Annotated in this window: 23 protein-coding genes; 15 read left to right on the top strand and 8 right to left on the bottom strand. The window is 69.4% G+C overall.

From position 1 onward, the window contains the following. From I6A60_RS19170 to I6A60_RS19135, 8 genes are all read left to right on the top strand, one after another. Nucleotides 1-921: an SCO2523 family variant P-loop protein gene (locus tag I6A60_RS19170; RefSeq protein ID WP_203014799.1), complete on the top strand. Its 921-nt coding sequence runs from the start codon at nt 1-3 to the stop codon at nt 919-921. A 35-nt stretch (nt 922-956) separates the two neighbouring features. Continuing rightward, nucleotides 957-1991: an SCO2522 family protein gene (locus tag I6A60_RS19165; protein WP_307873752.1), complete on the top strand. Its 1035-nt coding sequence runs from the start codon at nt 957-959 to the stop codon at nt 1989-1991. Continuing rightward, nucleotides 1991-3058 carry an SCO2521 family protein gene (locus I6A60_RS19160; RefSeq protein ID WP_203014795.1) on the top strand — a complete coding sequence of 356 codons (1068 nt, stop codon included), beginning with the start codon at nt 1991-1993 and terminating at the stop codon, nt 3056-3058. The genes I6A60_RS19165 and I6A60_RS19160 overlap by 1 nt, the downstream gene beginning before the upstream one ends. Before the next feature lie 32 nt (nt 3059-3090). Next, the gene (locus I6A60_RS19155; RefSeq protein ID WP_203042432.1) at nt 3091-4038 is read left to right on the top strand and encodes a DUF6879 family protein; all 948 of its coding nucleotides are present in this window, start codon (nt 3091-3093) and stop codon (nt 4036-4038) included. Between the two features lie 216 nt (nt 4039-4254). Next, entirely contained in the window at nt 4255-6339 is a 2085-nt protein-coding gene (locus I6A60_RS41790; protein WP_203055660.1) for an LCP family protein, read from the top strand. A gap of 143 nt (nt 6340-6482) precedes the next feature. Further along, entirely contained in the window at nt 6483-6797 is a 315-nt protein-coding gene (locus I6A60_RS19145) for a 4a-hydroxytetrahydrobiopterin dehydratase (RefSeq protein ID WP_203014789.1), read from the top strand. Between the two features lie 255 nt (nt 6798-7052). Further along, nucleotides 7053-7940: a 3-hydroxybutyryl-CoA dehydrogenase gene (locus tag I6A60_RS19140; RefSeq protein WP_203014787.1), complete on the top strand. Its 888-nt coding sequence runs from the start codon at nt 7053-7055 to the stop codon at nt 7938-7940. Between the two features lie 68 nt (nt 7941-8008). Continuing rightward, complete coding sequence (locus tag I6A60_RS19135) at nt 8009-9172, top strand: acyl-CoA dehydrogenase family protein (RefSeq protein ID WP_203014785.1); 1164 nt, start codon at nt 8009-8011, stop codon at nt 9170-9172. 21 nt (nt 9173-9193) lie between these two features. Here the strand turns inward: I6A60_RS19135 and I6A60_RS19130 are convergent, their stop codons facing one another. Then, nucleotides 9194-10846, bottom strand: a complete 1653-nt coding sequence (locus I6A60_RS19130) for a tyrosine-type recombinase/integrase (protein ID WP_203014783.1) — start codon at nt 10844-10846, stop codon at nt 9194-9196. Next, nucleotides 10843-11133, bottom strand: coding sequence for an AlpA family transcriptional regulator (locus I6A60_RS19125; protein WP_203014782.1), 291 nt, complete (start codon nt 11131-11133; stop codon nt 10843-10845). The genes I6A60_RS19130 and I6A60_RS19125 overlap by 4 nt, the downstream gene beginning before the upstream one ends. A gap of 475 nt (nt 11134-11608) precedes the next feature. Between I6A60_RS19125 and I6A60_RS43125 the strand changes: the two genes are divergently transcribed. Further along, the gene (locus tag I6A60_RS43125; protein ID WP_203014781.1) at nt 11609-12049 is read left to right on the top strand and encodes a hypothetical protein; all 441 of its coding nucleotides are present in this window, start codon (nt 11609-11611) and stop codon (nt 12047-12049) included. Further along, nucleotides 12049-13743 carry a hypothetical protein gene (locus I6A60_RS19115; RefSeq protein WP_203014780.1) on the top strand — a complete coding sequence of 565 codons (1695 nt, stop codon included), beginning with the start codon at nt 12049-12051 and terminating at the stop codon, nt 13741-13743. The genes I6A60_RS43125 and I6A60_RS19115 overlap by 1 nt, the downstream gene beginning before the upstream one ends. 25 nt (nt 13744-13768) lie before the next feature. On the opposite strand, the gene I6A60_RS19110 is transcribed toward I6A60_RS19115, so the two are convergent. Further along, a complete protein-coding gene (locus I6A60_RS19110) occupies nt 13769-13960 on the bottom strand; it encodes a hypothetical protein (RefSeq protein WP_203014779.1) in 192 nt (63 codons plus the stop codon). 129 nt (nt 13961-14089) lie between these two features. Between I6A60_RS19110 and I6A60_RS19105 the strand changes: the two genes are divergently transcribed. The 3 genes from I6A60_RS19105 to I6A60_RS19095 all read left to right on the top strand — a co-directional run bounded on the left by I6A60_RS19105 (nt 14090) and on the right by I6A60_RS19095 (nt 17339). Continuing rightward, nucleotides 14090-14446, top strand: coding sequence for a hypothetical protein (locus tag I6A60_RS19105; RefSeq protein WP_203014778.1), 357 nt, complete (start codon nt 14090-14092; stop codon nt 14444-14446). Further along, nucleotides 14439-16136 carry a hypothetical protein gene (locus I6A60_RS19100; protein ID WP_203014777.1) on the top strand — a complete coding sequence of 566 codons (1698 nt, stop codon included), beginning with the start codon at nt 14439-14441 and terminating at the stop codon, nt 16134-16136. The genes I6A60_RS19105 and I6A60_RS19100 overlap by 8 nt, the downstream gene beginning before the upstream one ends. Before the next feature lie 588 nt (nt 16137-16724). Beyond that, a complete protein-coding gene (locus I6A60_RS19095; protein ID WP_203014776.1) occupies nt 16725-17339 on the top strand; it encodes a hypothetical protein in 615 nt (204 codons plus the stop codon). A 1075-nt stretch (nt 17340-18414) separates the two neighbouring features. Here I6A60_RS19095 and I6A60_RS19090 read toward each other — a convergent pair. Continuing rightward, on the bottom strand, nt 18415-18789 hold the full coding sequence (locus I6A60_RS19090; protein WP_203014775.1) for a hypothetical protein: 375 nt from the start codon (nt 18787-18789) through the stop codon (nt 18415-18417). Between the two features lie 716 nt (nt 18790-19505). On the opposite strand from I6A60_RS19090, the gene I6A60_RS19085 reads away from it, so the two are divergent. Further along, entirely contained in the window at nt 19506-20282 is a 777-nt protein-coding gene (locus I6A60_RS19085) for a hypothetical protein (RefSeq protein WP_203014773.1), read from the top strand. Nucleotides 20283-20520: 238 nt separating this feature from the next. Here I6A60_RS19085 and I6A60_RS19080 read toward each other — a convergent pair whose 3' ends face one another. Both I6A60_RS19080 and I6A60_RS19075 read right to left on the bottom strand, forming a co-directional pair. Next, on the bottom strand, nt 20521-20883 hold the full coding sequence (locus tag I6A60_RS19080; protein ID WP_203014771.1) for a hypothetical protein: 363 nt from the start codon (nt 20881-20883) through the stop codon (nt 20521-20523). After that, nucleotides 20876-22609: a caspase family protein gene (locus tag I6A60_RS19075; RefSeq protein WP_203014770.1), complete on the bottom strand. Its 1734-nt coding sequence runs from the start codon at nt 22607-22609 to the stop codon at nt 20876-20878. The genes I6A60_RS19080 and I6A60_RS19075 overlap by 8 nt, the downstream gene beginning before the upstream one ends. A gap of 289 nt (nt 22610-22898) precedes the next feature. On the opposite strand from I6A60_RS19075, the gene I6A60_RS19070 reads away from it, so the two are divergent. Then, nucleotides 22899-23159, top strand: a complete 261-nt coding sequence (locus I6A60_RS19070) for a hypothetical protein (protein ID WP_203014769.1) — start codon at nt 22899-22901, stop codon at nt 23157-23159. A 394-nt stretch (nt 23160-23553) separates the two neighbouring features. On the opposite strand, the gene I6A60_RS19065 is transcribed toward I6A60_RS19070, so the two are convergent. Together I6A60_RS19065 and I6A60_RS19060 are read right to left on the bottom strand one after the other, a co-directional pair. Further along, nucleotides 23554-25305 carry a hypothetical protein gene (locus I6A60_RS19065; RefSeq protein WP_203014768.1) on the bottom strand — a complete coding sequence of 584 codons (1752 nt, stop codon included), beginning with the start codon at nt 25303-25305 and terminating at the stop codon, nt 23554-23556. Next, complete coding sequence (locus I6A60_RS19060) at nt 25302-25553, bottom strand: DNA-binding protein (protein ID WP_203014767.1); 252 nt, start codon at nt 25551-25553, stop codon at nt 25302-25304. Before I6A60_RS19060 ends, I6A60_RS19065 begins: the two co-directional genes overlap by 4 nt. Between the last annotated feature and the right edge of the window lie 45 nt (nt 25554-25598).

The raw sequence follows: 25598 nt of genomic DNA, 5'->3' as shown, positions 1-25598 counted from the left end.
GTGCTCGTGTTCGCGGTCTCGGACAAGGGCGGCACCGGTCGGTCGGTCACCGGCTGCAACGTCGCCTATCGCCTCGCGCTGCGTGGCCACAACGTCTGCTACCTCGACTTCGACTTCGGCTCGCCGACGTCGGGCGCGATCTTCGGTATCGAGATGGCCAGCCATGGCACGGCGTCCGGTGCCGGCCTCCACTCCTACTTCGCCGGGCAGGCCAGCGAGCCCGAGCAGATCGACATCTGGTCTCGGTCGGACCGTCGCGAGCTGCGCCGCCACCCACTCTCGTCCGGCCGGCTCGTGCTCGTGCCGGGAGACAAGGGCGGCGGGGAGTTCCCCGCGAGCAACGGCCTGGCCGACCAGTGCCGGCGGCTGTTCCTCCGGCTCGACGACGAGTTCGACGTCATCTTCGTCGACCTGAGCGCCGGGCGGTCCTACGCGGCGGAGATGTCGCTGGCGGCCACCGCCAGTGACGCGCTCGCCGCCGTCCGGGCCCGCTGGCTGCTGTTCCACCGCTGGACCCGCCAGCACATCATCGCCGCCGCGGGGCTCGCCTTCGAGGAGAACGGGCTGCTCGACGTCGGCAAGCGCTGCGGCCACGACCGGGTCGAGCTGGAGGACGCGATGCGGTTCGTGCGCACGGCCGTGCTCGACCCCGGCTCGGCCCAGCTCGCCGGCCTGCGCCCGACCCAGGCGGCCTGGCTGCAGGACTGCAACCGTGACCTGCAGGAGCTCGCCGCGAAGCTCGGAGTGGGGCGGACCGCGCTGCTCGCCGAGGTGCCGCTCGACCCGCTGCTGCAGTGGCGCGAACAGCTGATCACCGACAACGACGTGCACCTCGCCGGGGTCGCCAACGCCGAGACCACCCGGGCGTTCGACCAGGTCGCCCGACGTCTGGTCGACGACGTGTTCTGGAGCGGGCTCTGAGCGAGCACGCGCCGGACGGAGTCGTGTCGGGCGGCGTGGACACCGTGTTTCACGAGACGAGCGCCGAGCCGCGGGTCGAGGCCGTGCCGCTGGCGCACCTGTCGGTCGAGCTCGGCCACCTCTACATGGAGGACCTGACCGCGCCGGACGCCGATCTCGGGGCGCATTTCGCGCGGATCGCGCCCTGGGTCGACCCCCCACGGCTGGCCGCGGTGGCCCGGGTGCCGCAGTCCCGCCTGCGGGTGAGCACCTGCCTGCTCATCGACGACTACTTCAGCGCGCCGGGCTCCCCAGCCGACGTGATCGGCCAGCTGGTCACCGCCGCGGCCGGCGCCGGGCTCCGGGTCGACTACATCGCCCGCGAGTCGGCCTGCGCCACCGCGCCGCGCCCGGCCGCCCCCACATCCCGGCCGACCGCCGGCGGCGCCGGTTCGTTCCCGGCCGATGACGACGGTGAGATCTCGCTGGCCGCGCTGGTCGAGGCGGCACTGGTGGCCGATCCACCGTTCGGCGCCACCGGCGTGCGCCCCACGCCCGCGCAGATCGGCTGGCTGTCCAACGGTGAGCGGACGCCCGGCGCCGACGGCGCCCGCCCGGCCGCCGCGATGGCCGGCGAGACGCGCTGGGCCCCGCCGCGGGAGAACGCGGCCCGCCGGCACTCGGTGTTCGTCGACGTCGAGCTGTGGGACGTGCCGCGAGACGCACGGGTGTGGTCCTGCCCGATGCTGGCCGGGGTCTGGCAGCTGCTGCGGCTCGGGCTGCTGCGGGTCGCGGGGCGCAGCGCCGTGAACCCGGTCCGGATGGACGTCGACGCGTTGCCGACCCGCTGGGCCGAGCTGCCACCGGTGATCCAGCTGGCCGACCGGGTCGCGCCGTTCTGCGCGTACCGGGCGATGTCCGTGCTGGACTCCCGGTTCTTCCCGGTCGAGCATGCGGTGCGCACGATCCTCGCCCAGGTCGCCACCGACCCCGTGGTCGCCGAGCAGGCGCTGACGCGCGCCGGCCAGGAAGGGACGCCGTTGCCTAGGGCCGTACCGGACCGGCTTTCGTACGTCTTCCTGGGTTCCTGATGCCGCGGGCCGGTCAGTCGCCCGCTCAGGGCGCCGTTCCGGTCGCCCGGGGCGCCACGCCGACGCCGGGGCGGCTCGCGGCGCCGGAGCCCGGCCGGCCCTGGCTGCTGCTCGGTGAGGTCCGCACCACGGTGTTGCGCAACTCGGTGCCGATCACCGGGTCGACGGCGCAGGAGGTGCTGCGGCTGAAGCCGGCGGGCCGGGTCCGGCTCGCCACCCGGCCGATCGCGTACGCCCGCTCGCCCGATCTGGTCACCGGAGTGCACTGCCTGCTGGCCTCCGGTCAGCGCCGCCGGGTCGAGACCGTCGGCACGGTGCTGGCCGGCGCGGCCGTCCTCGGCGGGCGGGTGCTCCAGGCCAGCGCCTGGACCGCGGTCGCCACCCGGGACTGGGACTTCCGGCCGCCCTGGTCAGACTTTCTGGCCACTCCCGGTGTCGTGTACGCGTCAGCCAAGGCCGCCCCGGACGATCTCGCCACCGGCTTCCTGCGGCCCGAACCGGTGCCCGCCGGCGGCGCGGAGCTCGACCTCGGCGGCGCGGCGGCGGCGGTCCTTGACCAGGTCCAGGGCCATCCGGCGCTCGACCGGGGTCTCGGACTGCGCGCGCAGCGTACCCGGCTGCGCTTCGCGATCCGCGTCGATGACCAGGATGGCCCTATTCGGGCGGATTCCGCGATATTCGCGATTCACGATGATGCGTTGCGTACTATTTCGCTCACCGTGTCGGGTCGTGACCCGGCGCCAGCGGTCCGGCTGTGTGAGGACGTGGCGCTGCACGACTGGCTGCTTACCACCGTCGGCCGCGTCGTCGACGGTGCTCGGGCGGGCGGAACGTCGGGGGAGGAGCTGATACGCCGGTCGCGCCCGGTGGTGACGCATCTGCTGCCGCTGTGGATGCCCGGGGCCCATGTGGCCGAGGAGCTGGCGCCGGTCTGGGCCGGCCTCGACCGCCATCCCGGATTCAGCCGGCAGTGGACGAGCCTGGTCGACCAGATCAGGGACCAGCTGGCACTCTCGATGATCGGTCTGCTCAGCCGTGGATGGGAAGGACAGACAGATAGGTTATGAGTTCCGAGGGGTCGCCACCGCGGTTTACGGCAGTGCAGAGCGTGGTCCGACGGGTGATCGTGGCCGCGGCTACCGGGTTTGTCGCGTTTCTCATCACCAACCTCACCGACCAGCCGCTGATCTGGCAGCTCACTCTTTCCGCGTTTCTCGGCGGAGTGGCGCTCGTCGTCCAGTTCCTCATTGATTTCGAGCAGCGGATCGAGGGCGTGGAGCGGGGGCTGCGCGAGCACGGCGACCGGATGACGGCGCTGATCGAGCGGCGCATGACTGGCGTCAGCCAGGTGGTCGACCTGTTCGAGCAGACCTCGAACCGCGAGGAGCTGATCGAGTTCTTCCGCAACGCCGTCCAGATCGGCCCCGAGGCGCGACTGCGCTACGACTTCGCGCACGGCGAGATCCGACGGATGTCCCGACTGCTCAAGGAGCTCGGCAACGGGCACGTCTCCTACCCGGCCGAGGAGAACGAGTGGCTGCTCAGCCTGACCAGGGCCGCGCGCGACACCATCGACGCGACCAGCCTCCCGAGCGTCGACGCCGGGACGCAGGGCTACGAGGACGGCTTCTGGGAGAGCGAGCCGGGCCTGCGGTACCTGGAGTCCCAGCAGGACGCGGTCGGGCGGGGCGTGCGGATCCGGCGGATCTTCGTGCTCAACCGCTCGATCGCGTCGGATGACGCGTCGTTGCGGGCGGTGTGCCGGCAGCACACGGCGGTCGGCGTCGAGGTCCGCGTCCTGCCGTCGGACCTGCTGCCGTCGGTGCCGCCCAGCACGGTGACGGACTTCATCCTGTTCGACAACGAGGTCTGCTACCAGGTGGCCACCATCTCGCGGATGGACCCGCGCGGCGACGGCCGGCCGACGATCGTGGGCACCCAGCTGGTCCTTCGCGACGACATGGTCTCGGAGCACCGCAACCACTTCGAGCAGTTCTGGGACGCGGCCCAGATCGTGCCGGACCAGGACGCCCAGCCGACCGCCTGACCGGCCGCCGCCGGCGCCACCGGTCGCTCGGCGGCGGGCCGCTGACGTGCGGACTGAGACGGCCGTCACCATGGCGCGGCGACCGGCGGTGAGCCGGCCGTAAAAAGCGGTGGGTAGGGTCGAAGTTCTTAACAATTGTCGGGTAGAGATCCCGGGCAGCCGGGCCGCGAGCCTGGTCCCGCCCGGTACCCGTCAGTCGGTCGAGAGGTCGTCCGTGTGAGCGGTCCAGAGGTGCTCTCCGGCGATCAGCCGACGGAGCCGGCCGCCGCTGAGCCGACCGCCGACGCCGCCCAGGAGCCCGTGGCCGCCCGGGAGCGCGTGGCCGCCGCTCAGGAGCCCGCGCCCGCGCGGGACCGTGAGCCGGCAAACGGCCGTGTCCCGGGCAGGACAGACACCCGCGGGTCAGGCGACTCGGGGGCCGTCAGGCGCCGGGCCGCGCCCCTCGGCGTCGCCCATCGTGGTGACCCGGCGGGGATCGGTCGGATGTCGCCGCGCGCTCGCCTCGCTCAGCTGGCTGGCGATCCCGAGCCCGCGCCCGCGCCGGCCGTCTCAGCACCGCCGCCCGCCGGGGCGGACCAGCCGGTGGACGCGCCCGCCACCACGGCACTCCCCAGGCCGCGTGACGGTGGCCGCCCCACCGGCGCGGCGGCCGAGGGCGTCGGCGCCGCGGAGCCGGCGGCCCTCCCGGCCAGCGAGGCGCCGACGGCCGTGATCGTGCTCGACGGCGGCGGGACGCTGCCCCCGGAACTGAGCCCGCGGCCCGAGGAGGACGGCGGGCCGCCTCGACGGCCGCGTGGCCTCGTCAGGGCGCTGGTCGTCGGCCTCGCCGCGATCGTGTCGTGCGCGTTGTTCCTCGTTATCGGGCTCGGCTATGGCGCCACGAAGTACTACGAGACGCAGCTGAGCCGCACCGACCTGAGCGCCGGACGGGTGGAGGGGACCCGCCCGCCCGCGATCCCGCATGGGCGGGAGACCTGGCTGCTGGTCGGCTCGGACGTGCGCACCGGCGCGGACTCGGCCGAGGTCGGCGGCGCCCGCTCGGACACGATGATGATTGGCTATCTCGGGTCCAACGGCTCGACGACCCTGGTCTCGGTCCCGCGTGACCTCAAGGTGACCATCCCGGCGTTCACCGACTCTGCCGGCAAGCACCACTCCGCGCGCACCGACAAGATCAATTCGGCGTTCAACCTCGGTGGCCCGGCGCTGTTGCTGCGGACCCTGGAAAACGTCACCAACGTGCGCATCGACCATTTCGCCGAGATCGATTTCAGCGGCTTCAAGCAGATGAGCGACGTGCTCGGCGGCGTCGAGGTCTGCATGGTCAAGGACCCGTTCAAGGAATACGTCGCCGAGGACGGGAAGACGTCGACCAACCTCAACGACCCGATGTCCGGGTTCCGTGGGCAGGTGGGCGCCAATGTCCTCGAGGGCGACAACGCGTTGGCGTTCGTGCGGCAGCGCCACGGTTTCGTCAACGGCGACTACTCCCGGATCCAGCGTCAGCAGGCGTTCCTCGCGGCGGTCTTCCGGAAGGTCAACAGCGGGAACCTGCTCACCGACCCGGGGAAGCTCGCCGGGTTCCTGAACGCCGTCACCGGCGCGATCACGGTCGACTCCGGCACGAGCCTGACCGACCTGAGGACCCTCGCCGAGCGGCTGCACGCGATGGACGCTGGGCAGGTGCACTTCACCACGATCCCGCTGTCCGGCGCGCAGTCCGCCCCGGTCTACTACGCCCTCTACGACCCGGCCATGGTCCGCGCGTTCGTCCAGCAGATCATCAACGGTGACGACGCGGCGCCCGCCGCGGGATCGCCGACGCCGTCCGTGGCGCCGAGCCCGACCGTCGCGCCGAGCCAGATCCGGGTGACCGTGCTCAACGGCAGCCCGACCGGCGGCACCGCCAACAAGGTGGCGGCCAAGCTGCGCGCCGCCGGCTACCAGGTGGTCCGCGTCGGCACCAACGCCTCGCGCCAGATCGCCAGCACCGAGGTGCTCTACCCGCAGAGCCAGGCCGCCGCGGCCAGCCGGCTGCTCGCCGACATCCCCGGGGCCCGGCTGGTCCCGAACACCGAGGCCGCCGCCGGTTCCGGGGGAGTCCCGACGACGTCGCCAGCCGGTTCCTCGGCCACCGCGACGGCCACCGGCGGAATGCTCACCCTGGTCGTCGGCGAGGACCTGGTCAGCGGTGACACCTCGGTCATCGCCACACCGACCGCCGCCGCCCGGACGCCGGGCGCCACGGTGCCGTACTACACCCAGGCGCCCGTGTCGGCCGCCGCCGGCTGCGTCAAATAGCCGCGGGCTGTGTGCGGTACCGGGCGGCGCTGACGCCGGCCAGCGGTCACGCGAACGGGCGGGCTCCCTGCGGTCGCCGCACTAGGCTGGGCGGGGCCGTCCGGCGTGGGCGGCAACCGTCCGGTCACCCCCGAGGAGTCCGCATGGCACGCCCGACGCCGCTGTCCACGGACGAGATCACCGAGGGACTGCGGGGGCTGCCCGCCTGGGCCCTCGCTGACGGCGCGATCCGGCGCACCGTGACGGCGCCGAGCTTCCTCGCCGGCATCGAGCTCGTCCGGCGGGTCGCCGCGGTGGCCGAGGAGATGGATCACCATCCGGACATCGACATCCGGTGGCGACGGGTCACGTTCGCGCTCAGCACCCACGACGCCGGTGGGATCACCGTGCTCGACCTCGAACAGGCCCGGGCCATCGATGGCCTCGCCGCAGCGCTCACCGCCTCCGACGGCGCCTGACGCGTCCGGCCAGCCTTCCCGGGCACCACGCTCGGCCGGCGGTGGGATCGCTCGCACCGGATCACGCGGCCTTCGTAGCGGTTCGCGGTCTAGGGTGGACGAGCGCCAATTTGCACTCGGTACTAATCCGATCTCGTGACGTCCAGCCCATTTAGCTGGACGTCCTACAGTTCGGTTCGTACCAGGAAAAGATGGCGTGTCGGACCGCCCCCTGACACCCGGCAGCTGGGCGGCAATACGGAGAGGGGACTCGTGATGGGCGAGCAGGTGGGCGCCGCCGCGCCGACGGTCGAGCGGCTCGGCGTCATCGGCTGCGGACTGATGGGCTCCGGCATCGTGGAGGTCGCCGCCCGCGCCGGCCTGGACGTGCTGGTACGCGAGGTCGACGCGCGCGCCGCCGACGCAGGGCGGGCCCGGCTCGCCAGCTCGCTGGAGCGTGGCGTCACGCGCGGGAAGCTCTCCGCCGAGGAACGGGACGCGGCGCTGGGCCGGATCGCCTTCACCACGGACCTGGGCGACTTCGGCGACCGGCAGCTCGTGGTCGAGGCGATCGCCGAGAACGAGCAGCTCAAGACCGAGATCTTCGCGACGCTCGACAAGGTGGTCGCGGACCCGGCGGCGATCTTCGCGTCCAACACGTCCTCCATCCCGATCATGAAGCTGGGCATGGCGACCAGCCGGCCCGAGCAGGTCGTCGGGATCCACTTCTTCAACCCCGTTCCGGTGCTGCCGCTCGTCGAGCTGGTGCCGTCGCTGCTGACCAGCGAGTCGACGATCGAGACCGCGCGGACGTTCGTCACCGGCCCGCTCGGCAAGCAGGTCATCACGTCGCAGGACCGCGCCGGCTTCATCGTGAACGCGCTGCTCATCCCGTACCTGCTGTCCGCGATCCGGATGTTCGAGTCCGGCTTCGCCTCGGCCGCGGACATCGACAACGGCATGGTGCTGGGCTGCAGCCACCCGATGGGCCCGCTGGCGCTGTGCGACCTGATCGGCCTCGACACGGTGAAGGCGGTCGCCGAGTCGATGTACGACGAGTTCAAGGAGCCGCTGTACTCGTCGCCGCCGCTGCTCGCCCGGATGGTGGACGCTGGACTGGTCGGGAAGAAGGGTGGTCGTGGGTTCCACGACTACCGCGGCTAGCCAGGCCGAGGACCAGCCATCCCGACCAGCCAGCCATCCCCACCAGCAAGGTAGGAAGAAGGCGCAAGGTGGACTCCGGTTTCGATCTGTACCGGCTTCCCGAGGAGCACGACGCGCTGCGCGCGGCGGTCCGTGATCTCGTCGAGGCCGAGATCGTCCCGCACGCGGCCGACGTCGACGAGAACGAGCGGTTCCCCCAGGAGGCGCTCGACGCGCTGAACCGGGCCGGGTTCGCCGCCGTACACGTCCCCACCGAGTACGGCGGCGAGGGCGCCGACTCGGTCGCGACGTGCATCGTGATCGAGGAGGTCGCCCGCGGCTGCGCGTCGAGCTCGTTGATCCCGGCGGTGAACAAGCTCGGCACGATGCCGATCCTGCTCGCCGGGTCCGAGGAGCTGAAGAAGCTCGTGCTGCCGTCGATCGCGGCCGGCGAGGCGATGGCCTCCTACGCCCTGTCCGAGCGGGAGGCCGGCTCGGACACGGCGTCGATGCGGGCGCGGGCCAGCCGGGACGGGTCTGACTGGGTTCTCAACGGCACCAAGACCTGGATCACCAACGCCGGCGTCTCGACCTGGTACACGGTCATGGCGGTGACCGAGCCGGACGCCGCCCGCAAGGTCGACGGTGTCTCCGCCTTCGTCGTGCACAAGGACGACCCGGGCTTCGAGATCGGCTCCAAGGAGCGCAAGCTCGGCATCAAGGGCTCGCCGACCCGCGAGATCCACTTCTCCGACTGCCGCATCCCGGGCGACCGCATCATCGGCGCTCCCGGCAGCGGACTGCGGACCGCGTTGCGCACCCTTGACCACACCCGGCCGACGATCGGCGCGCAGGCGGTCGGTATCGCGCAGGGGGCGCTGGAGGCGTCGATCGCCTACACGAAGGAGCGCAAGCAGTTCGGCCGGCGGATCGCCGACAACCAGGCCGTACAGTTCATGCTCGCCGACATGGCGATGAAGATCGAGGCCGCCCGTCACCTCGTCTATGTCGCCGCCGCTCGCGCGGAGCGCGGCGAGCCGGATCTGGGCTTCGTCACGGCCGCCGCGAAGTGCTACGCCTCCGACGTCGCGATGTCTGTGACCACAGACGCGGTCCAGCTGTTCGGCGGCGCCGGCTACACCCGCGACTTCCCCGTCGAACGCATGATGCGCGACGCCAAGATCACCCAGATCTACGAGGGCACGAACCAGATACAGAGGGTAGTCATGTCGCGTCAGCTGTTGAAGGGCTGATCAGGCCGCTGTTTACGCTGGTCAGAGGCCCCAGGAGTCGTCTGCGAGGTCGGCGGCCGGGCTGGGATCGGTGACGCTGGGTATCCGGTTTTGTCCGGCTGCGTCCGGTCGCATCCGGGTGTCTGTGGATTTTCCGTGGATTTCTGCGGCGCTCACGCTCTGTGTGGGTGCCGGCGTGGCAGGGGACTCGTCGGGTTCCTGCTCGGTGGCGAAGGAGGCGTCGATGAGCCGGAGCGCGCGTTGTTCCTCGCCGACGATGCACTTGGCGTACACGGTGAGCAGCACGCGCACGCTGTGCCCGGCCCACTCGGCGACCTGTGTGGGCGGCACGCCGGCGTTCAGCCAGCGGGACACCGCTGCGTGCCGCAGGTCGTAGGGCCGGCGCGCGAGCGGCGAGGCCGCCTCCGCGGGTGTCAGCGCCCGCTCGCGCGCTCTGCGCCAGACGGTCAGGTAGGTCGACATCCTGATCGGGCCGCCGGTTGTCGACCGGAAGATCCGGCCGTCGGGGGCGATTCCGAACTCCTCGATGTGCCGGCGCAGGAGGGCGACCAGGTCAGGGTGTAGCGGTACTGGCCGGACCTCGCCCTGCTCGCGGTGTTTGAGCTGGCGGGCCTGCCGGGGCTTGTCTGGCTCGTCCGACCAGCGCGGCGAGACCTCGGGATTGTTGCCTTCGAGCGCGGCTTCTCCCCAACCGGTCTCTGGGAGCTGTAGCTGGTTGATGTTCAGCTCGTTCGTCTCGCCGGGTCGGGTCGCCGCGTAGTAGATGCAGGCGAAGAACGCTTCGAGGTCAGGCCGCTCGTCGGCGACGGCGGCGAGCAGTCGCAGTGCCCGCCGGTGGTCGACGACGGCGCGCCGGTCGACGACCACAACTCGGCGTGGGGGTGTCCACTGCGCACCCTGCAGCGGGTTGGACGCGAGGTCGCCCCGGGCGACGGCGAAGTTCAGGACCTGGCCGAAGTACATGCGTCGCGAGCTGATCGTGTTCGCTGCGGCCTGCTTCCCGTCACGGCGGTGGGAGAGCGCCACGAGTGCCGCACGCGCGACATCGGGGTCTGCGAGGTCGGCGATGGGCCTGCTGTGTGCCTCCATCCAGGTGAGCACCGCTGCCCAAGTGTCGGGCGGCTCGTTTTCGACCCGTCGTCCGCCCGGAGCCAAGGTTGACCGTTCTCCGGTCAGGAAGACCCAGCCCACCAATGCCTCGTGGACCAGATCGGTGAGCGCATTCGGTGGTCGTTCGTCGAACAGAGCTGGGGTGACCGCTCCCAGGACCGTGGCGATGGTGCGCCTGGTGCCCGGGGCCTGGTGTTCCGCCCACTTCGCGTCGACGTAGTCCCGCGCCACCGCGAGCCAGGTCCGTCCCGGCGCCGGCCCTGGCGCTGGCGCCGAGACCGATCGTGGGATGGCGAGCCACTCGGACAAGGGGAGACCCGTCTCGACGTCGAACGCCTGGCCCTTGCGCACCGCGGTGAGGATCTCCGCATGACGGGACGCGGCGGCCGCCTTCGACGCGAAGGTGCGGGTGTTCGCCCGCGGCCTGCCTGCGACCTGCCAGCGGGTCTGCCAGCTGAAGCCACCCTTCTTGAGCGCGATCTTCTTGACGGACCAGACGCGGACGTCGAACGTCGTACGCCGGTTCTCGTCGTCGGGGCTCACGGCGCTCTGGCGAGGGCTCATCGGGTCGACGGGTCGTGGGTCAGGCTCTCCAGCCAGGCGTTCAGGTCGTCGCGGGCGACCCGGACCTGGCCGTTGGGCAGCTTGATGACCTTCGGTCCGGTGCCCTTGACCTGCCAGTCGTGCCAGGTCGACCGTGGCAACGGATCGTCCGGGCCACCCAGCTCGACGAGGACCTGGTCGAGGGTCAGCAGGACCCGCTGGTCGGCTCGGCCTGGCTCCCGGGTCGCCTGGGTGGGCCGCCTCGGTCTGCGGGCACCGTTTCCGTGGTCAGGGGTAATCGCACTCATGCCGAAGCACGATTCGAATCAGGGTCACCGCCAATGACACCGTGAAGGCCCTCGCAAAGGGCATCGTGCGAAAATGATTGCCGCCGACGTCATCGTGGGCATTCACGTCGTCCTCGCGTGCCACCGTGCGCAGCGGTGCGATGGTGGAATGCGATGGTGGAGGGCCAGGAATCGTCAGTTGGTGCCGGTGGTCGGTGAATCGGGGACTGATCGGTCACGCCGGGGTGTGTGGGTGTCGTTCCTACGGGTGGCCATCGTGCTGACCCTTGCGTGCGGTCGCGGCGTGCAATGAGTCCTCGTGTTCGGCCTCGGCGTTTGCGTGTTCCCATGCGGTTCGCGGTGTTCTGGCGATGGCCTTCCCGAGGATGGTGCGGCGGAGAGTTTTCCACAGCTGGGTCTCGGGGCCTGGTGCGCTTCGGGTTCGTGATGTTGGACTGGGGCTGATGTTGCGGGGGCGGCCTACTGGAGGTGCTGGATGGATCGGGACGAGATGGACTTCGAGACAACCACCGATGCCGATCTCCCTGGGCGTTTGGACGTCGGTTGGTGGCGTGGGGCCGCGGGATCGCTGCCGGCCGAGGGGCCCCGAAACGTGGAGATCGGGTTGGCGTTGCTGTATCACGCACTGGCTGGGCTTCTCGCGTCTCCGTTGGTGGAGGAGTCGCGGGCCTTGCGCGCGCGCACGGAGATCACAGGGGCGATTGGGGAGCTTGAATTCGCCGGGGTGAATGAGGCCGCGACGTCGGCGCCAGTGCGGATGGCAGACGACCGTGGCCCACTTAGCTGGGAAGAGATTCGGGTCGTGCTGCGGGCCGCGGTGGCGGAACTGCGCGGCCAGGTCGCGGCGGCGCCCGATCCGGTGGCGGTGGCGCAGGCTGTGATCGCTGCGCGGAGGGCGTTGGCGGAGCTGGAGTGATGGCGCAGCCGCTGACCTATGGCGGTCTGGTCGCCGAGGCGCGGCGGGCGGCGGCGGTGGCGGCTGTCGGGCCGCTGCCTGCGCCGGGTGACGGGGCCTCCTGGGACGCCGCTGAGCTGGTGGGTCTGGTCGCGTTGGTGGGTCGGCATGCGCGGTTCCTCGGGCAGGCAGCGGGGCCTGGGAATCCGGCGTTGGAACTGGCCTGGCAGATCGAGGGGGTAGTTGAGGCAGCGCGTGGCGGGTTGCCGTCGGGGCCGGTTGAGCCTGGCGGGGCGTGGCGGGCGGCGATCGATCTGCTGGGGCTGGGTCATGATCTGCTGGCGTCGCAGCTGGGTCCTGAGGGGCAGCCGCAGGGGCCGGACGCGGCGGCGTTCGCGCATCGTGGCGCGGTCGCGGCGGCGACTGTTCCGCTTGCGTCGCTGGTGGGGCTGGTCGCGGACAGCGCGGCGGAGCGGGCTGGACTACTGCGTCGGCACCTGATGGACCGCGCCCGGCCGTCAGTGGACGGGCGGCCCACCGAGCTGCTCGCATCCGACGATCCAGCGGTCACGTTGGGTACTGCACGGGCGTTGGATGTGGTCGCGGGTTTGCGTCCGATGGTGGATCTGATCGTGGAGGAGTGCGGCAGGGGAGACCTGCCGCGGGTTTTGGACGATGTCCGGCCGCTGTATGGGGATCGGGTCACGCATCCGTTCGATCACACGTTGGAGCAGCTGCGGCTGGCCGCGCACGAGCTGACTCGTCCGCCGGCGCGGGCACATCAGGCAGCGCTGGTCGAGTTCGCGGGCCTGGCGGTGGCGGTCGGGGAATGGACCGGCGGCCTGGCGGGCTGGGCGCGGATGCGTAGCCGCGGCGAGGCCGGCAGCGCGTACGCCGCCGTGGCAGCGCGGGCGCCGGAGGTTGTGGCGGCCTGGCAGGCGGTGCATCAACGGCTGGGCTCGCTGCGGTCGCTGGGTTTGGACGGCCGGGCCGCGGCGGCGATGGCCGGGCAGGTGCGTCGGCAGGTCGAGACGGCTGGGGCTGCGGCGGCGCGGGATTCCGGCGTTGTGGACCGGCGGGCGGCCCTGGTGACGGCGCGCCGGGCTGTTCTCGTATTGCCGGAGCTCGCCGCGAGCAGTCAGGCCGCCTGCCAGCTGCTGCTCGCGGAGTCCCAGCTGAGGCCGGCCCCGTCGGCAAGGCCACAGAGCCGCATCGTGCGCAGCGGGGCGGAGCTGGTCCGGGCCTACCAGCGGGCCGAGCGGGTCTCGCGTGACCTGGTCGCCGCGTGCGCCGCGCTACCCGGACCGCAGCCGCTGGCGGGCCGCGCCGCCTACCTGGCCGATCGGTCGACGCCGCTGGTTGTTGCGACTCCGCAGCCGCCACCGGACCTCGCTCGTGGACCCCGGTCGGGGAAGGTCAGTGTGCGGGATCCCCGTGGTGGGGTGGTGACGTGTGAGGCCGCCAGGTTCGAGCAGGCGCTGCGCCATCCGGGCGGCGAGTTGGCCGCGATACTGCGGTCACACGCCCGCAGGGTGACGCTGTTCGGCGACGAACATGTGATCATCCTGGCCGCGTTGGTCGCTAAGCACGCCCCCGATCAGCTTGCGGCGGCCGGTCCACCGTCGTCCGCGCGGCCTGACGGTGCGACCACGCCTCCTGAACCGGGGCTGCCGGATGGCCGGGCAGCCGGCCCCGCCCTGGACCTTGATCCCTGACGGTCCGGGTGGCGACATCGGGTCCTCACCACGGCCCTCGCGGGCGACCTCGCGCCTGATCCGGGTCCTCATGGTGGCCCTCACCGAGGCCCTCGGCCAGAGCGGGCTCACTCGCGTGCACGAGGGCCGTCGCGAGGCCCGACACGTGCAGGGTTATCCACAGACTGTCCTTGGCCTCGCCGGGAACCGGCAGGCTGGACGTCGCGAGGGCCGACATCAACCACAGGTGAGGTAGCCCCGGATGGAACGTGGCAGGGACACAGGCCGGCCCGCGGCTGACACCGACCCGCGGTCGGCACCAGGCCCGGCGCGTGGGCCGAGCCCGGTCGAGTGGCGCGGCGTGGTCATGGCTCTGTCCGCGGGGGAGCCGTCGCTGGAGACCGCGTCGCTGCTGCTGGAGGTAGCGGCTGCCGGGACGTTGTTCGAGCCGCTCGCGTCGGTGGGCCGGGCGACGTGGGCCGGGGTCCAGGCCCTCGCTGCCGGCGACGAACTGCGGCAGGCAGAGCTGGCGTGGCTTGGGCTCCCCACGCCGCTGGCCAGCGCGGACGACAGCCCCGTAGCCCGCGGAGAGGTGCGCGCAGTCCTGGACACGGCGTACGCGATGTTGGGTGCCGCGCTGCCCACAGCATCGGACCCGGCCAGGGTGCTGCGGGCACAGGACCGCATCCGCGAGGCCCTCAAGGCCCTCGCCGGCGATGACTGAGGCGCCCAACTACGGCCAACTGCTGGACACAGCCGCACAACAGATCGCCGGCGCCGCCGCCCGGCCGCCACCTATCCAGGCTGATGAGGCGCTGCGCGACGCGCTCGGGCTGATCGGGTTGGCGGCGCTGGCTGGCCGGCACGCCCGCTTCCTCGGACGCGCGGGCGCGGACGACAACCCGGCGCTGCGACTCGCCGCGCGCCTGGACCAAGCGGTGCTGGCCGCCGCCGACCTGCTACCGATCGGCGAGGGCCAACCCGACTCGGCCTGGCGGGAAGCCACCAGGACACTAGGGCTCGCGCACGACCTGCTCGCGCTGCACGTCGGACCAGCCGGTGAACCACGTAGCCCGGACGCGGCCACTCTGGCCCGCCCCGAGGTGATCACCGCGGCTGCCCATCGGCTTGGAGCGCTGGTCGCGGTCGTCATCGGGACCGCGGTCCGGCGTGCGGCCTATCTGCGGGGGTATCTACTCCTGGCGGCAGACCCCACCACTCCGGCCGCCCGGCCCGACAGCGCTGGCCCACCGGTGGCGCTGCGCATCGCCCAGGCCCTGGATCGGCTCGCCCCGGCACGGGCGACGGCGGCGCAGCTCGGCGCGCGCCACGACGACTCCCACCACCACCTCGCCGCACTCAACGAGATCAGCCCACTGCACGACTCCACGGGCACTGCGTTCGAGCAGACCCTGGAACGGCTACGGCTGACCGCGCACACCCTCGCCCAGCCACCCACCCGGCCCGCGCGAGCCGCGCTCTACGCGATGGCGGACCTCGCCGTGGCCATCGGCGCGGCCGCCGGCGAGAACGCCGCCGTTCTCGCCCACCACAGCACCTCCCACGCTGCCTACGGCCGCGTCGCGGACAGCGCCCACGCCGCGATGGCCGCCTGGAAGGAGGTCCGCCACCTGCTGGGCACGCGGCGCTTGCTGGGCTTCGAGGGCCTGCGCACCGTCGAGCTCGTCGACCAGGCCCGCCGCCAGATCGCCGACCTCACGACGCCCGCCGACGCCGACCAGTACACCGCGCTGCTCGCGGCACGCCGCGCCGCATTGGTGCTGCCCGACCTTGCCGCCGCGAGCCACGCGGCAGTCCACCGCCTCCAGGCCGCCGGGCTGCTGCTGACCGCCACACCCGGCCACCGCTTCGGACCGCCGACCGACCGGGACAGCGAGCTCTTGGACGCCTACGGCGACGCCGTACGCCTGTCTCGGAGGTTGCTGAAGACGTGCGCCGGGCTGCCCGGACCGCAGCCGCTGCCCGCCCGGACCGCGCACCTCACCGACCCGACGATCGACCTCGTCGCGCCTGTCGTCGACCAGCACCCGACCCTGCGCGCGCTGGATCCGGCCCGGCGCAGCCGGGATGTCCGGCTGCTCGACCCCCACCACGGCGTACTTGCCTGTGACACCGACCTGTTCGAACGGGCGCTACGCCACCCTGACCGGGACCTATGGAACATGCTGAGCCCACATGCGAACCGGCTACACCTGACCGGAACCGAATCCCGCGCGACCCTCGCCGCGCTCGCCAGCCTCCACACCCCAACCCTCCTCGGCAGCCCGGCTGCCGAGCACCGGCCCCCGCCCCCGCCCGCCAGCGGTTCGGCACAGGCGCACCTGCTCGACGCGACACCACCAGGTCGCTACCCGAGCCCGCCGGCCGACCTCGGTCCGGAGCCGGGCCTTTGACAGCCGGCTCAGCGACAGTGCCCGGACGGGTCGAACCTTCTGATCTGTACTTTCATCTGGATCTTCCAGGGGTGTCCGTCGACGTCCACCGTGTCCGCTGACCTCGGGCGTTCCGTCCGCCGATGTCCACTGGCGTCCGCTCGCGTCCGCCGGCTCGGCTGTCAACTTGGCTGTCAGCTCCGATGCCCGATCCGCGGGCGAGAGCGGCCATGGACCTCCTCGGCGTTCGCCAGCTCCGAGTGATCACGAGGCTCCGGAAGCCTCGGCTGCCTGGCCGAAACTCGCGACCGCGCAGTGCTCAGTCAATCGAGCCGCATCCCCAGTGCCCACCAGGTGGCCTCGTCGACCTCGATCCCGTCCAGGGCGACCACCGTTCGGGTAGCCCAACGGCCGCGCCCGGTTGCCTCGAAGGGGCTCTCGCCGCACGGCGATTGGGCCCCGGCCGGTCAGACCTGCGCCACGGTCCGTGTCCGTCCAGCGGTGTCGGCCGGCTCGGCTGTGCCCGTGAATGTCCTGTTCCGACGTACCCCGGCGCGTCGCGCGCGATGACAAGACCGACATGTCCGTACGCGCGTCATACTCGGCGCCATGCTCTCTCCGCGCCGGCTCGTGCTCGCCGCCGTGCTTACCCTTGCTCTCGCTGGCTGCACACTGCATGGGTCGAGCGCCGCCGGAACCGGCAGCGCTCCGACCGACACGGGCACCAGCTCCGCCCAGGCCGGACCGCTGGTCGTCTCGACGTCGACCTCGACGGTCTATCCGGCGCACTGCCAGGCGCGGGACAACAACGAAGAGCCCGACCCGACCTGCACACCCGGCGCGCTGAACCCGGCGGTCACTCAGGCCACGATCGGTTCGACGATCTGCAAGTCCGGGTGGACGGCGACGATCCGCCCACCGACGTCTTATACCAACAAGATCAAAAGTGAGGCGATCGCCGCCTACGGCGCTTACGCCGGCACCGCGATGGGCAGCTACGAACTCGACCATCTGATCTCCTTGGAGATCGGTGGCTCGCCGACCGCGGTCGCGAACCTGTGGCCCGAAAAAGGGGAGCACAACGACAAGGACCCCGTCGAGAACGCGGCCAAGCGCGCGGTCTGCTCCGGCCAGATGACCCTCGCCGACGTCCAGGAGAAGATCGCGACCAACTGGGTCGCGCTCGGCCACGAACTCGGCGTCACAGGCATCCCCGCCTCCTGACGGAACGCCCGGGCGGCGTGACCGGAGGGATAAAGGGAGAGGGCGCGCCGTCCACGGACGTCCACACCGATGGCTGTTCATGCGCGTGGCTCCCCGGATGGCTCTCCGTCCTGCCTGTGACCGGTCGGGCTGCCTGGTTGGATTGAGCTTATGGGAGATCACTACCCGCGGCTTCTGGTGGATCGGGACGTCACGGTCATCCGCGCCGGTCAGCTGGAGCAGACTCGGCTGCGAGCGTGGTTGGATGGACATGACGGACCGATGCCGACCTATCGAGTAGAGCTAGCCACTCGCCTTGGCAATTACACCTGCCCGTACACCGCTACGGGGCCGGACGCGTTCGAGGCCCTTACCAGGCTGCGCCGCCAGCTTGAACCTGACGACCTGCTCGTCGCGGTCCAAGGGTCTCGCCGCGACACCTACCCCAGCGGTATGGCGAGGGATATGGGCGGCGGCATGAAGGTATACGTCCTGCGCCCTGGCGTACCCGGTCGCCCGGACTTGGTGCGGACCTTTGACGACGCGCTGCCTGACCAGTTGGCGACTGTCGATGTGCAGAGAGCATCCCATCAAGCATGGGTAGCTGAAAGAAGGTCGCAGTGACGAGGCGGGCACAGCGGCCGCGAGAAGATTATGAGATTTCTGGATACTCGTCTGTAGACGTCCATCGACATCCGCCGGCCCAGGTCAGGGCGGTCGCGGGATTCCATGGACGTCCACGCTCGTCCACCGATGTCCGCCGGCTTGGCTGCCAACGTGGCTGCCATCGAACGGAGCTACGGTCGCTACGTAGCATGATCACGAGCGGGTGGAAGGCCCAGCCCTGGCCTGGTCGAGCCGCCGACCCTCCGCCTTTCAGGTGTGGTCTGCGGTTCCACCCCTGTCCACAGTCGTCCGCCGCGTCTGCGTCCGGCGGTGCCGGCGTCCACGGACGTCCGCTGACGTCCACCCCCGTTGCCGTCACGGTTGCCGTCAGATCTCCCGACGTTGCAGGGCCACTGCGACGGCCGCGGGCCTCTGTTCCGTAGTTCGATCTGGATTTTCCGGGGGCTCCACGGACGTGACTGGCTTGGGGTCAGGGCGTCCAGGAGGCCAGGGGCGCCAGTGACGGGTCGCGCGCGTACCGGACGCCAGTCAGGTTCTGTCCGATGACGATCGGGTAGACGATCCATCCGCGGATGCACGCGCCGGGATCGATGTAGCCCGCAATGGGGTAGTGGGGAGCCGGGAACTGGCTGTAGGTGTCCTCGGATGGTTCGGTCTGCCCGTTGCCGGCGTCCGTGACGGTCCAGGCGATGTTCCGAAGCGGACCGCCAGCCTGGTTCGCGTTGAGGCAGGTTTGCACGTCGATGGCTACCCACTCGGTCCCCGCCTGCTGGTGCGCCGGCAGGCCCGTGGCAGCGGGTCGGCGCTGCCCGAAGTAGGTCACCGATCCCCAGTCGGTCGCCACCTGGGTTCCGGGGCCAGGCCGGGAGGTCCACGTTGCGGTCGGTGTCCGAGACGGGGGTGCGGAGGTCGGCGCACTTGTTACGAGGGACGGCGTCGAGCCGGCCGTCTCAGGAGAACCGGCGCCGCCCCCACAGCCGGCAAGGACAACGGTCACAATCACTAATCCAAGGCACCCGAAACCAGGCCTCATCTTCATACCCCCGTATGGCGCTGCCTCGCGCCGATGATGATGTTGTGGTGACGTGAGGGTAGTGCTTGGCAGCAGCGCAAGGAAAACGGGGCCACGCTCCCGATCCCAAGATCTCTCTAGGGCATCCACCGCCATCGATGCTGACCCACCGAGGTCCCACAGCGGTGGGCAGGGGATCAGCGGAAGGCGACTACGAGCGTCGAGGGTCGACCAGCGGTTTAAGAGGGGGAGCGAGTCGTCGATGGACGTCCGTCGACGTCCATGGAGTCCGGCCTGCCAGCGTGCCGAGTCCACGGACGTCCACCGTCGTCCAGGAGCTTTCGCCGGCTCGGCTACACGGCTGGGTGCAGTGCCACGGCTGGACCCCGCCACTTCGGGCCCGGTGCCCGGCGGTCGCGGTCCAGCCGATTGCCCAACGCGGCTTGCGGAGCGTCGAGGCATCCTCCGAGCAGACCATGGTTGCATGGGTGGCAGTTTGATAGTGCGGCTCGACCTCCTCATCCGGGTGGGTACCACCGTGGGCGGTCATGGATGGCACACTCTGTATCGAGGTGAGGTGGTTGAGACAAGCCGACGACGTCTTGGCGTATGCCCGGAGACAAGCCGATGAGCTTGAGAAGGACATGACCTGGCATGGAAACGAGAGAGGGAATGGCGGCTACTGGCTGGCGGAGAAGCCGCAAACGAGATGGAGAATCGCGGCGCGGGCAGTGGCCGCACTGGAGTTCTTCCGGCAATATGCAGGGGAAAACAGCTTTTGGACCAAGCGGGCCATAAGCGTCTATGATAATACCGGTGATCGCCAATCCATGGAGACGGGGGCGCGTTCCCTAGGAGACCTGCTGCGCGCCTGGGCAGACCAAGTTGAAGCCGGTGTCATAGAGATTGCGGGCTCTCGGGCGTGGGCGGAGGTCGGTGCCGTGAGCACCGATCTCATGGGACAGGTGCGGCGACTTATGGAGGACCGGAATTCCCATCCTGCTGCGGCCGTCGTTCTGTGTGGCGCCGCCCTAGAGATCGCGCTCCGCGCAGTGGCCGAAGCATATTCCGTGACCGTGCCGGATAAGCCGGGTCTCAACAGCCTGGCCACCTTGCTGCGACAGCGAGAGCTGATCGAGGGTCAGGACGTCAAGGATCTTACGATGTGTGCCGGTCTTCGGAACGACGCAGCTCACGGCATCAACCTCGACAGTCTGAGCCATGAGAGGGCGGGTCTGATGGAGCAACAAACCAACCTCTTGCTGCGACGACTGGCGGATCTCTCCACCGCTGAGGCGACCGCGAGCCGGGCATCTAGTCCGTAGTTTGGTAAGGATCTTTCATGGGTCCATGGACGTCCGCGGCGTCCGTCTACCTAGGGCATCATGTCCGCTGGCGTCCATGGACGTCCGCCGACGTCTGGCGGTTCGGCGTCAACTTGGCTGTCAGATTGCCTCCGGTCCGGAGGTGGCCGGTGATCTTCGTTGGCAAGCCGGCTCGTACCGCAGGCGCACTAGCGCCGAGGAACGAAAGCGGCGCGGCAATCTTACAACCCTACGCGCTCTACGAACCACTGTGCCTGGTGACCCAATCGTCGAGAATAGCTTTCTTATCCGCGCCCGTTGCCTTATCGATTATCAGGCAATCTTCGCCAATCTCTACTTTAATTCCGGCTGCCGGTTGGCGTGCGAGCCACGATTCCAATATGTGCACGAATGCCCGCAAGGCGCCGGACGACACAGCCCAGCCGAGGATCAGTGCCGCATCTCCCAAGCCCTTGCTTCCGCCGGGCGCACTATTGGAATCGTATTCCAGGTCGTCCACACCTTGGCCGAGTAGTTCTTCCTTCAGTCCCCAGCTCAACATCTCGTATTCTTCCAGGTCCCCATCATTCAAGACGATTACCTCTGTCCAGATTTTAAGCATCGTTATTCCTCTCACTGTCGAGTTCGACGCCGTTCTCAGGGAAGAGCTCTTTTAGACGACTCGCGGCACGACCAGCGGTTTCCATGTCGCCCTCGGCTACGGCTTGACGCAGTAGACTTTGGATGCGGCGATCGTCGCCACCGTAGAGGAATAGTATTGTCGCCAAATTGAATCGAGAATTGGCCCGATGCTGACGGTGCTCTTCATCTTCTTTCGTACAAGTCTCGATGCAGAATTCAAAGGCAGATGCGGCGCCGAGTGAATCGTCGTCTTTAAGCAAGATTCTTGCCATCTGATATGAAGCCGTGCAAGCAGTCAATTCGCTCCTGAGAGAACAGCGATAGTAGCGCAATGCACCTTGTTTGTCACCTCGGTGCACCATGAAGTTGGCGACGTTGCTGGCTGCGACTGCGCCAAATCCGGCAAGCTGTGAGTCAATTGCAAACCGGGCCGCGCGCTTAGAGGCCTCCATATCGCGATCCACGAGGGTGTAGAGGGTCAGATTTACTGCGGCCATCGCCGCGGCGGAAAGGTGGCTACGGACTAATACTCCCTCCAAGAAGGCGCGCGCAAGTCGTGTTTGCTCTCCACTTTTGATCGATCCGGAGGAATCGACTTCCTTCATTGGCGTATTCTCGCCAAAGCTGGCACTTTCCTCAATCGCTCTCGTACCTATACTCGCGATCTGATCATGGCTGAATCCGGAGAGGTCGATTTCGAGATCATCCCGTATGGCCGAATTGGCTGCCCGGGCGACCCTGTCGTCGATATCATTCGCCAGGTCTTCCAGCCGCCTTCTCGCTGCTGCGGCGACGCGTTGATCTGGCCCGGCCATCGAGAATCGAAGACCGGCAATAGCCGTCACCCGCCACAGCGGATCGTCGTCGCGCAGGGCGTCAACAGAAGAAATTGGAATGAATTTATCGGCCGGCCATCTTGCGCGCGCAAGATATATTTTTCCTCTCGCACCCAGTAGTGACATCTCTGGTTCCTGATAGTGGCCGATCATTCTTCCGCGAGCGTAATCAAAGAGGTCTTCAGTCGAGATTAGACCGTCAGCATCAAGGTCTGCATCACCGGTTGTTAGGCCATGGATGATTTCTTTCGTGAAGACTGATCGCCGGGCGCCCTCGGCTGGCTCGTCCTGAAGTGCATACTGAAGGGATTGCGACGCGGTGATAACGGCAATTCCAGACGAGTGTTTTCCGAGCTCCCGAAAGCTATCAATGACGGGAGCTTCCGTTGTCGATTTTATTAGCTCACGCTTAAATGCGCCGCTATGACAGCAGTCTAGTATCAAGATTTGGCGTGCTGCGCGGGATTCGCGCATGATTTCGTACAAAAATGAAGCCGGGATCGATGTGGAGCGGAGTGAGTCGAGCTTAGTGTCCGGCATGGCGAAGAACAATCTGCGATGCGGAAGAGGGGAGGTGATGCCATGGCAGCTGAAATAGATCAGAACCAGATCCCGGCGCCCTGCGGAAAGTAGGAGCGCTTCGATCTCCTCCCTTACCTGTTGTGATGTAGGGTCGTGAAGTCGAGTGACATTGAATCCTCCGATGGCTTGATTTCCCAAGACCTCGGCCAGTTCGCGCGAGTCAGTCTCTGGGGCGTCCAGGAGGCCGAGGCGAGGTTCGCTGTACTGTCCGGCAGAAATAAGGAGGGCCTTCCTACTCCCTTCTCCCCAGTTCGCTTCCGGCGCTGAACGTTCCGCTGAGACCGACATCTTCGTGCACCCCGTTGAGCTGACGTGTCGTTCGTCGACGAGTGTCAGGGTAGTGCAGATCCGAATCCGGTCGAGCGATTGGCCCGGTCGGCGTGACGGGCCGGCGAGCACGGCGCTCCAGCGCCGCGCGCAGCCGTCGCGTGGCGCTGCTTGATCTCAAAACGAGCAATTCGGCAGCGCATCATGGCTGCTCAACGAAGGTGGCACGAAGGTGGCCCGCTGTCCGATCCCGGGTGATGCTTGACGCTCACGTCCCACCGCGGGCTTTGCCCCGCCGTAGCCTCGTGGCGTGGGCGTTTACGAGAACCCGCCGGTTGTGTCCCACGTCCTGGCGGACGAGGCGCTTAGGGCTGCTCTGGCACACAGGCTCCACGCGCTTGAGCCCAACGCGGTGTTGGTGGGGTTGGCGCTCCACGACGGCGATCGTGTCTTCGTAGAGCGGTGGTGCCGTCGGATCGCACGCGAGAGCACTGACCTGCGGCTCGTCGCCACGGCATCGCTCTGCCTGGGGCACGTCGCTCGACGCTTCGGAGACCTGGAACCCGCGTGAGTCGCGCTCGTCTGCCAACTCGCCGAGCGTCCGGACCTCGACAGCAGGGTCCTCACCGCTCTTTATGACGTGACGTTCTTCGTCGCAGATCCGCCCGACCCTAGGGGGTCAAGGCAGGGCAGCTAGGTGAAGCGTCAACCGTCACCCGGGACGGACTGTCAAGCATCACCTGGGACAACGCGCTTCTGGGGTCTACAGCTGTGCCCGGTCTCGGGCGATGCTTGTGGCGGGCCGCAGTACCGGGTGGGCTGGGAGATCAGTGAGGCCTGTTTCGGTCGTGCCTGGTAGGCAGGTGTCGGTGGGTGACCGGTGGTGGCGGCGACGGCGTGACGCCAGCGTTTGGACGTCGCGTCGCACCGTGCGCAACGAGGCCGCGGCGGGACCGGCCCGCGCGTTAGATCCCCGGATCCATGTCAGGTCCGGGGCCGGGTAGGTCGGGCTGCGGGTTGAACGCGGGAGCGCGTGGCGTGGTTGGTGGGTCGAGGCTGGCGACCTCGGCGGCGGCGTGCTGGGCGGCGAGGGCGGCGGTGACGAATACCGGCTGGTCGGGGCTTGGGGTGGGCAGCCAGGGGCGGCGGGCGAGTAGGGCGTTCAGGTCGTCGGGTGGGTGGCGCATGGCGGCATGAAAGGTCTCGGCGTGGACCTGGATGCGGCCGTGGACGGGGTCGTCGACGAGAACGGTGTCGCCGACCTGGTGTAGCGCTGGTAGCTGGCCTCTCGGACTAGGCCCGCCATCGGGGTCGACTGGTTGTAGGAGGCCGGCGGGGACGGGTGCCGGAGTGACGTCGCTGGCTGGGTCGAGGGCGGGGGTGATGGGTCGGCGGGTGAACGGTGCGGTGAGGACCTCGGTGCCGTCGGGGCTGTCGACGGCGATCGCGATCTCGCGGACCGTCAGGAGGATTTCGCCCGGCTGCGTTGGCAGGTCGGCGGCGGCGCGGGCGGTGAGCAGGGTCGCGGTGTTCGGCCATGCGGTTCCGCGGAGGGGCACGACGTCGTCGTAGGGGAGTGTGACTGGGGGGAGCGGGGCGTCGTGGGGCTGGATTTCGTAGGCCGTGCCGGTGCCGTCGTGGTCGAGGGCGCGTAGGACGGTGCCGGTGGTGAAGCGGGGGTCGTCGATTGTGGCGACGACTGCGCCGGTCGCCAGGACAGGTGGAGCGGTCGGTCCCTCGACCTGCGCGTCGGGGTTGGCGAAAGTGACCTGGACCTGGTGTGGGGCGGCGGGCAGTGTCCAGGTGGGGTGGTCGCGCCAGGGGTGGCCGGGCAGGTTGGCGACGTCGGGACGCCACAGGTAGCTCGGGCCGGTGTCGGTGTCGAGGACGGCGAGGATGGTTCCAGTGTCGGTGCGGGCTGGGTCGTCGGCGGCGACGGTGATTCGGGTGCCGCGGGGGAGTGGGTGGTCGGGCGGGTCGACGATGGTTCGCCGGATCGCGCGGCGATGGCGCAGGAGAAAGTCCTGCTGGCGTGGCGCCAGTTCTTCGTCGTCGTCCAGTGCGCGGGTGAGGACCTCGGCGAGGCTGCGGCGGATTGTGTCGTCGCTGGTCACGTCGTAGTGCCTGGGCACACCGGTGAGGCCGCCGGCGAAGACCAGCGCCGGCTGCTGGCCGGGGACTGTCTCGCTGACCCGGTAGACGATGGCGCGTCCTACCTCGGTCTCAGCGGTGAACAGGTCGATCTCGATGGGGTCTTGTTGCCAGCGGCGTACGGGGTTGTCGTCATGCAGCAGCCGTCCGTAGCTGGCCTGCGAGCCGGGTACGCCGCGGACGATGCTGTTCCGGGTTGGCCGGTAGCTGGGTGTGTGGATCGCGTCATCGGATAGCGGGCCTGGGTGGTCGTTGCGCCAGGCGGGCAGGTCGTCGGCGAGATGGGCGAGGACGAGCGCGTTCTGCGCCAGGTGGGGGATCGCCCAGCCGAGTTCCTCCTCTAGCCGTAGGGGGTCGGCCTGGGCTTTCGCCCATAGCAGCCGCCGGGCCGAGCTCGTGGCGGTCGGGTCGCCGGTCAGGTCGGCGGCGAACAGCCGGTTGCCACTCGCATCCACGACCGCGCGGATCCGCCAGCGGCCAGCGGGCACTTGGATCTCGATCGATGTCGGTTCGGCGGCGGCGGTCTGTTCGGCTGACGGTGATGGTTCGGCGTCTGGTTGGCTCACTGGGCCTCCTGCGCGTCGGTCGACGGCTCGGTGGGCGCGGTAGCAACCGGGATTTCGAGCGCGCTCAGGATGTCGACGGTGTGGATGCGGTAGGCGCGGCCGTAGCGGTGGACGGGGACCGGGAAGGCGCCCCGGCGGGCGAGGGCGTAGGTGGCCGAGGGGCCGAGGTGAAAGGCGCGTGCGGCGGTGATCAGGTCGACCGCGGCCGGTAGCTGTCGGATTTCGGCGAGCGTGAGCGGGCTGAGCATGGCGAGTCCTCGGGGGCGTGGGTGGCCGTTTCGGCGGGGCCGGAG

The sequence above is a fragment of the Frankia sp. AgB1.9 genome, assembly GCF_016786355.1.
In the GTDB taxonomy this organism is placed as follows: domain Bacteria; phylum Actinomycetota; class Actinomycetes; order Frankiales; family Frankiaceae; genus Pseudofrankia.
This window is presented reverse-complemented; position numbering and strand designations above follow the sequence as displayed.

Coding starts and splice junctions, on each gene's coding strand:
- I6A60_RS19080 (WP_203014771.1), bottom strand. CDS start 20,883: ATGCTTAAAATCTGGACAGAGGTAATCGTCTTGAATGATGGGGACCTG.
- I6A60_RS19100 (WP_203014777.1), top strand. CDS start 14,439: ATGACTGAGGCGCCCAACTACGGCCAACTGCTGGACACAGCCGCACAA.
- I6A60_RS19115 (WP_203014780.1), top strand. CDS start 12,049: ATGGCGCAGCCGCTGACCTATGGCGGTCTGGTCGCCGAGGCGCGGCGG.
- I6A60_RS19140 (WP_203014787.1), top strand. CDS start 7,053: ATGGGCGAGCAGGTGGGCGCCGCCGCGCCGACGGTCGAGCGGCTCGGC.
- I6A60_RS19095 (WP_203014776.1), top strand. CDS start 16,725: ATGCTCTCTCCGCGCCGGCTCGTGCTCGCCGCCGTGCTTACCCTTGCT.
- I6A60_RS19145 (WP_203014789.1), top strand. CDS start 6,483: ATGGCACGCCCGACGCCGCTGTCCACGGACGAGATCACCGAGGGACTG.
- I6A60_RS19125 (WP_203014782.1), bottom strand. CDS start 11,133: ATGAGTGCGATTACCCCTGACCACGGAAACGGTGCCCGCAGACCGAGG.
- I6A60_RS19130 (WP_203014783.1), bottom strand. CDS start 10,846: ATGAGCCCTCGCCAGAGCGCCGTGAGCCCCGACGACGAGAACCGGCGT.
- I6A60_RS19060 (WP_203014767.1), bottom strand. CDS start 25,553: ATGCTCAGCCCGCTCACGCTCGCCGAAATCCGACAGCTACCGGCCGCG.
- I6A60_RS19085 (WP_203014773.1), top strand. CDS start 19,506: ATGGATGGCACACTCTGTATCGAGGTGAGGTGGTTGAGACAAGCCGAC.
- I6A60_RS19110 (WP_203014779.1), bottom strand. CDS start 13,960: ATGTCGGCCCTCGCGACGTCCAGCCTGCCGGTTCCCGGCGAGGCCAAG.
- I6A60_RS19105 (WP_203014778.1), top strand. CDS start 14,090: ATGGCTCTGTCCGCGGGGGAGCCGTCGCTGGAGACCGCGTCGCTGCTG.
- I6A60_RS19075 (WP_203014770.1), bottom strand. CDS start 22,609: ATGTCGGTCTCAGCGGAACGTTCAGCGCCGGAAGCGAACTGGGGAGAA.
- I6A60_RS43125 (WP_203014781.1), top strand. CDS start 11,609: ATGGATCGGGACGAGATGGACTTCGAGACAACCACCGATGCCGATCTC.
- I6A60_RS19160 (WP_203014795.1), top strand. CDS start 1,991: ATGCCGCGGGCCGGTCAGTCGCCCGCTCAGGGCGCCGTTCCGGTCGCC.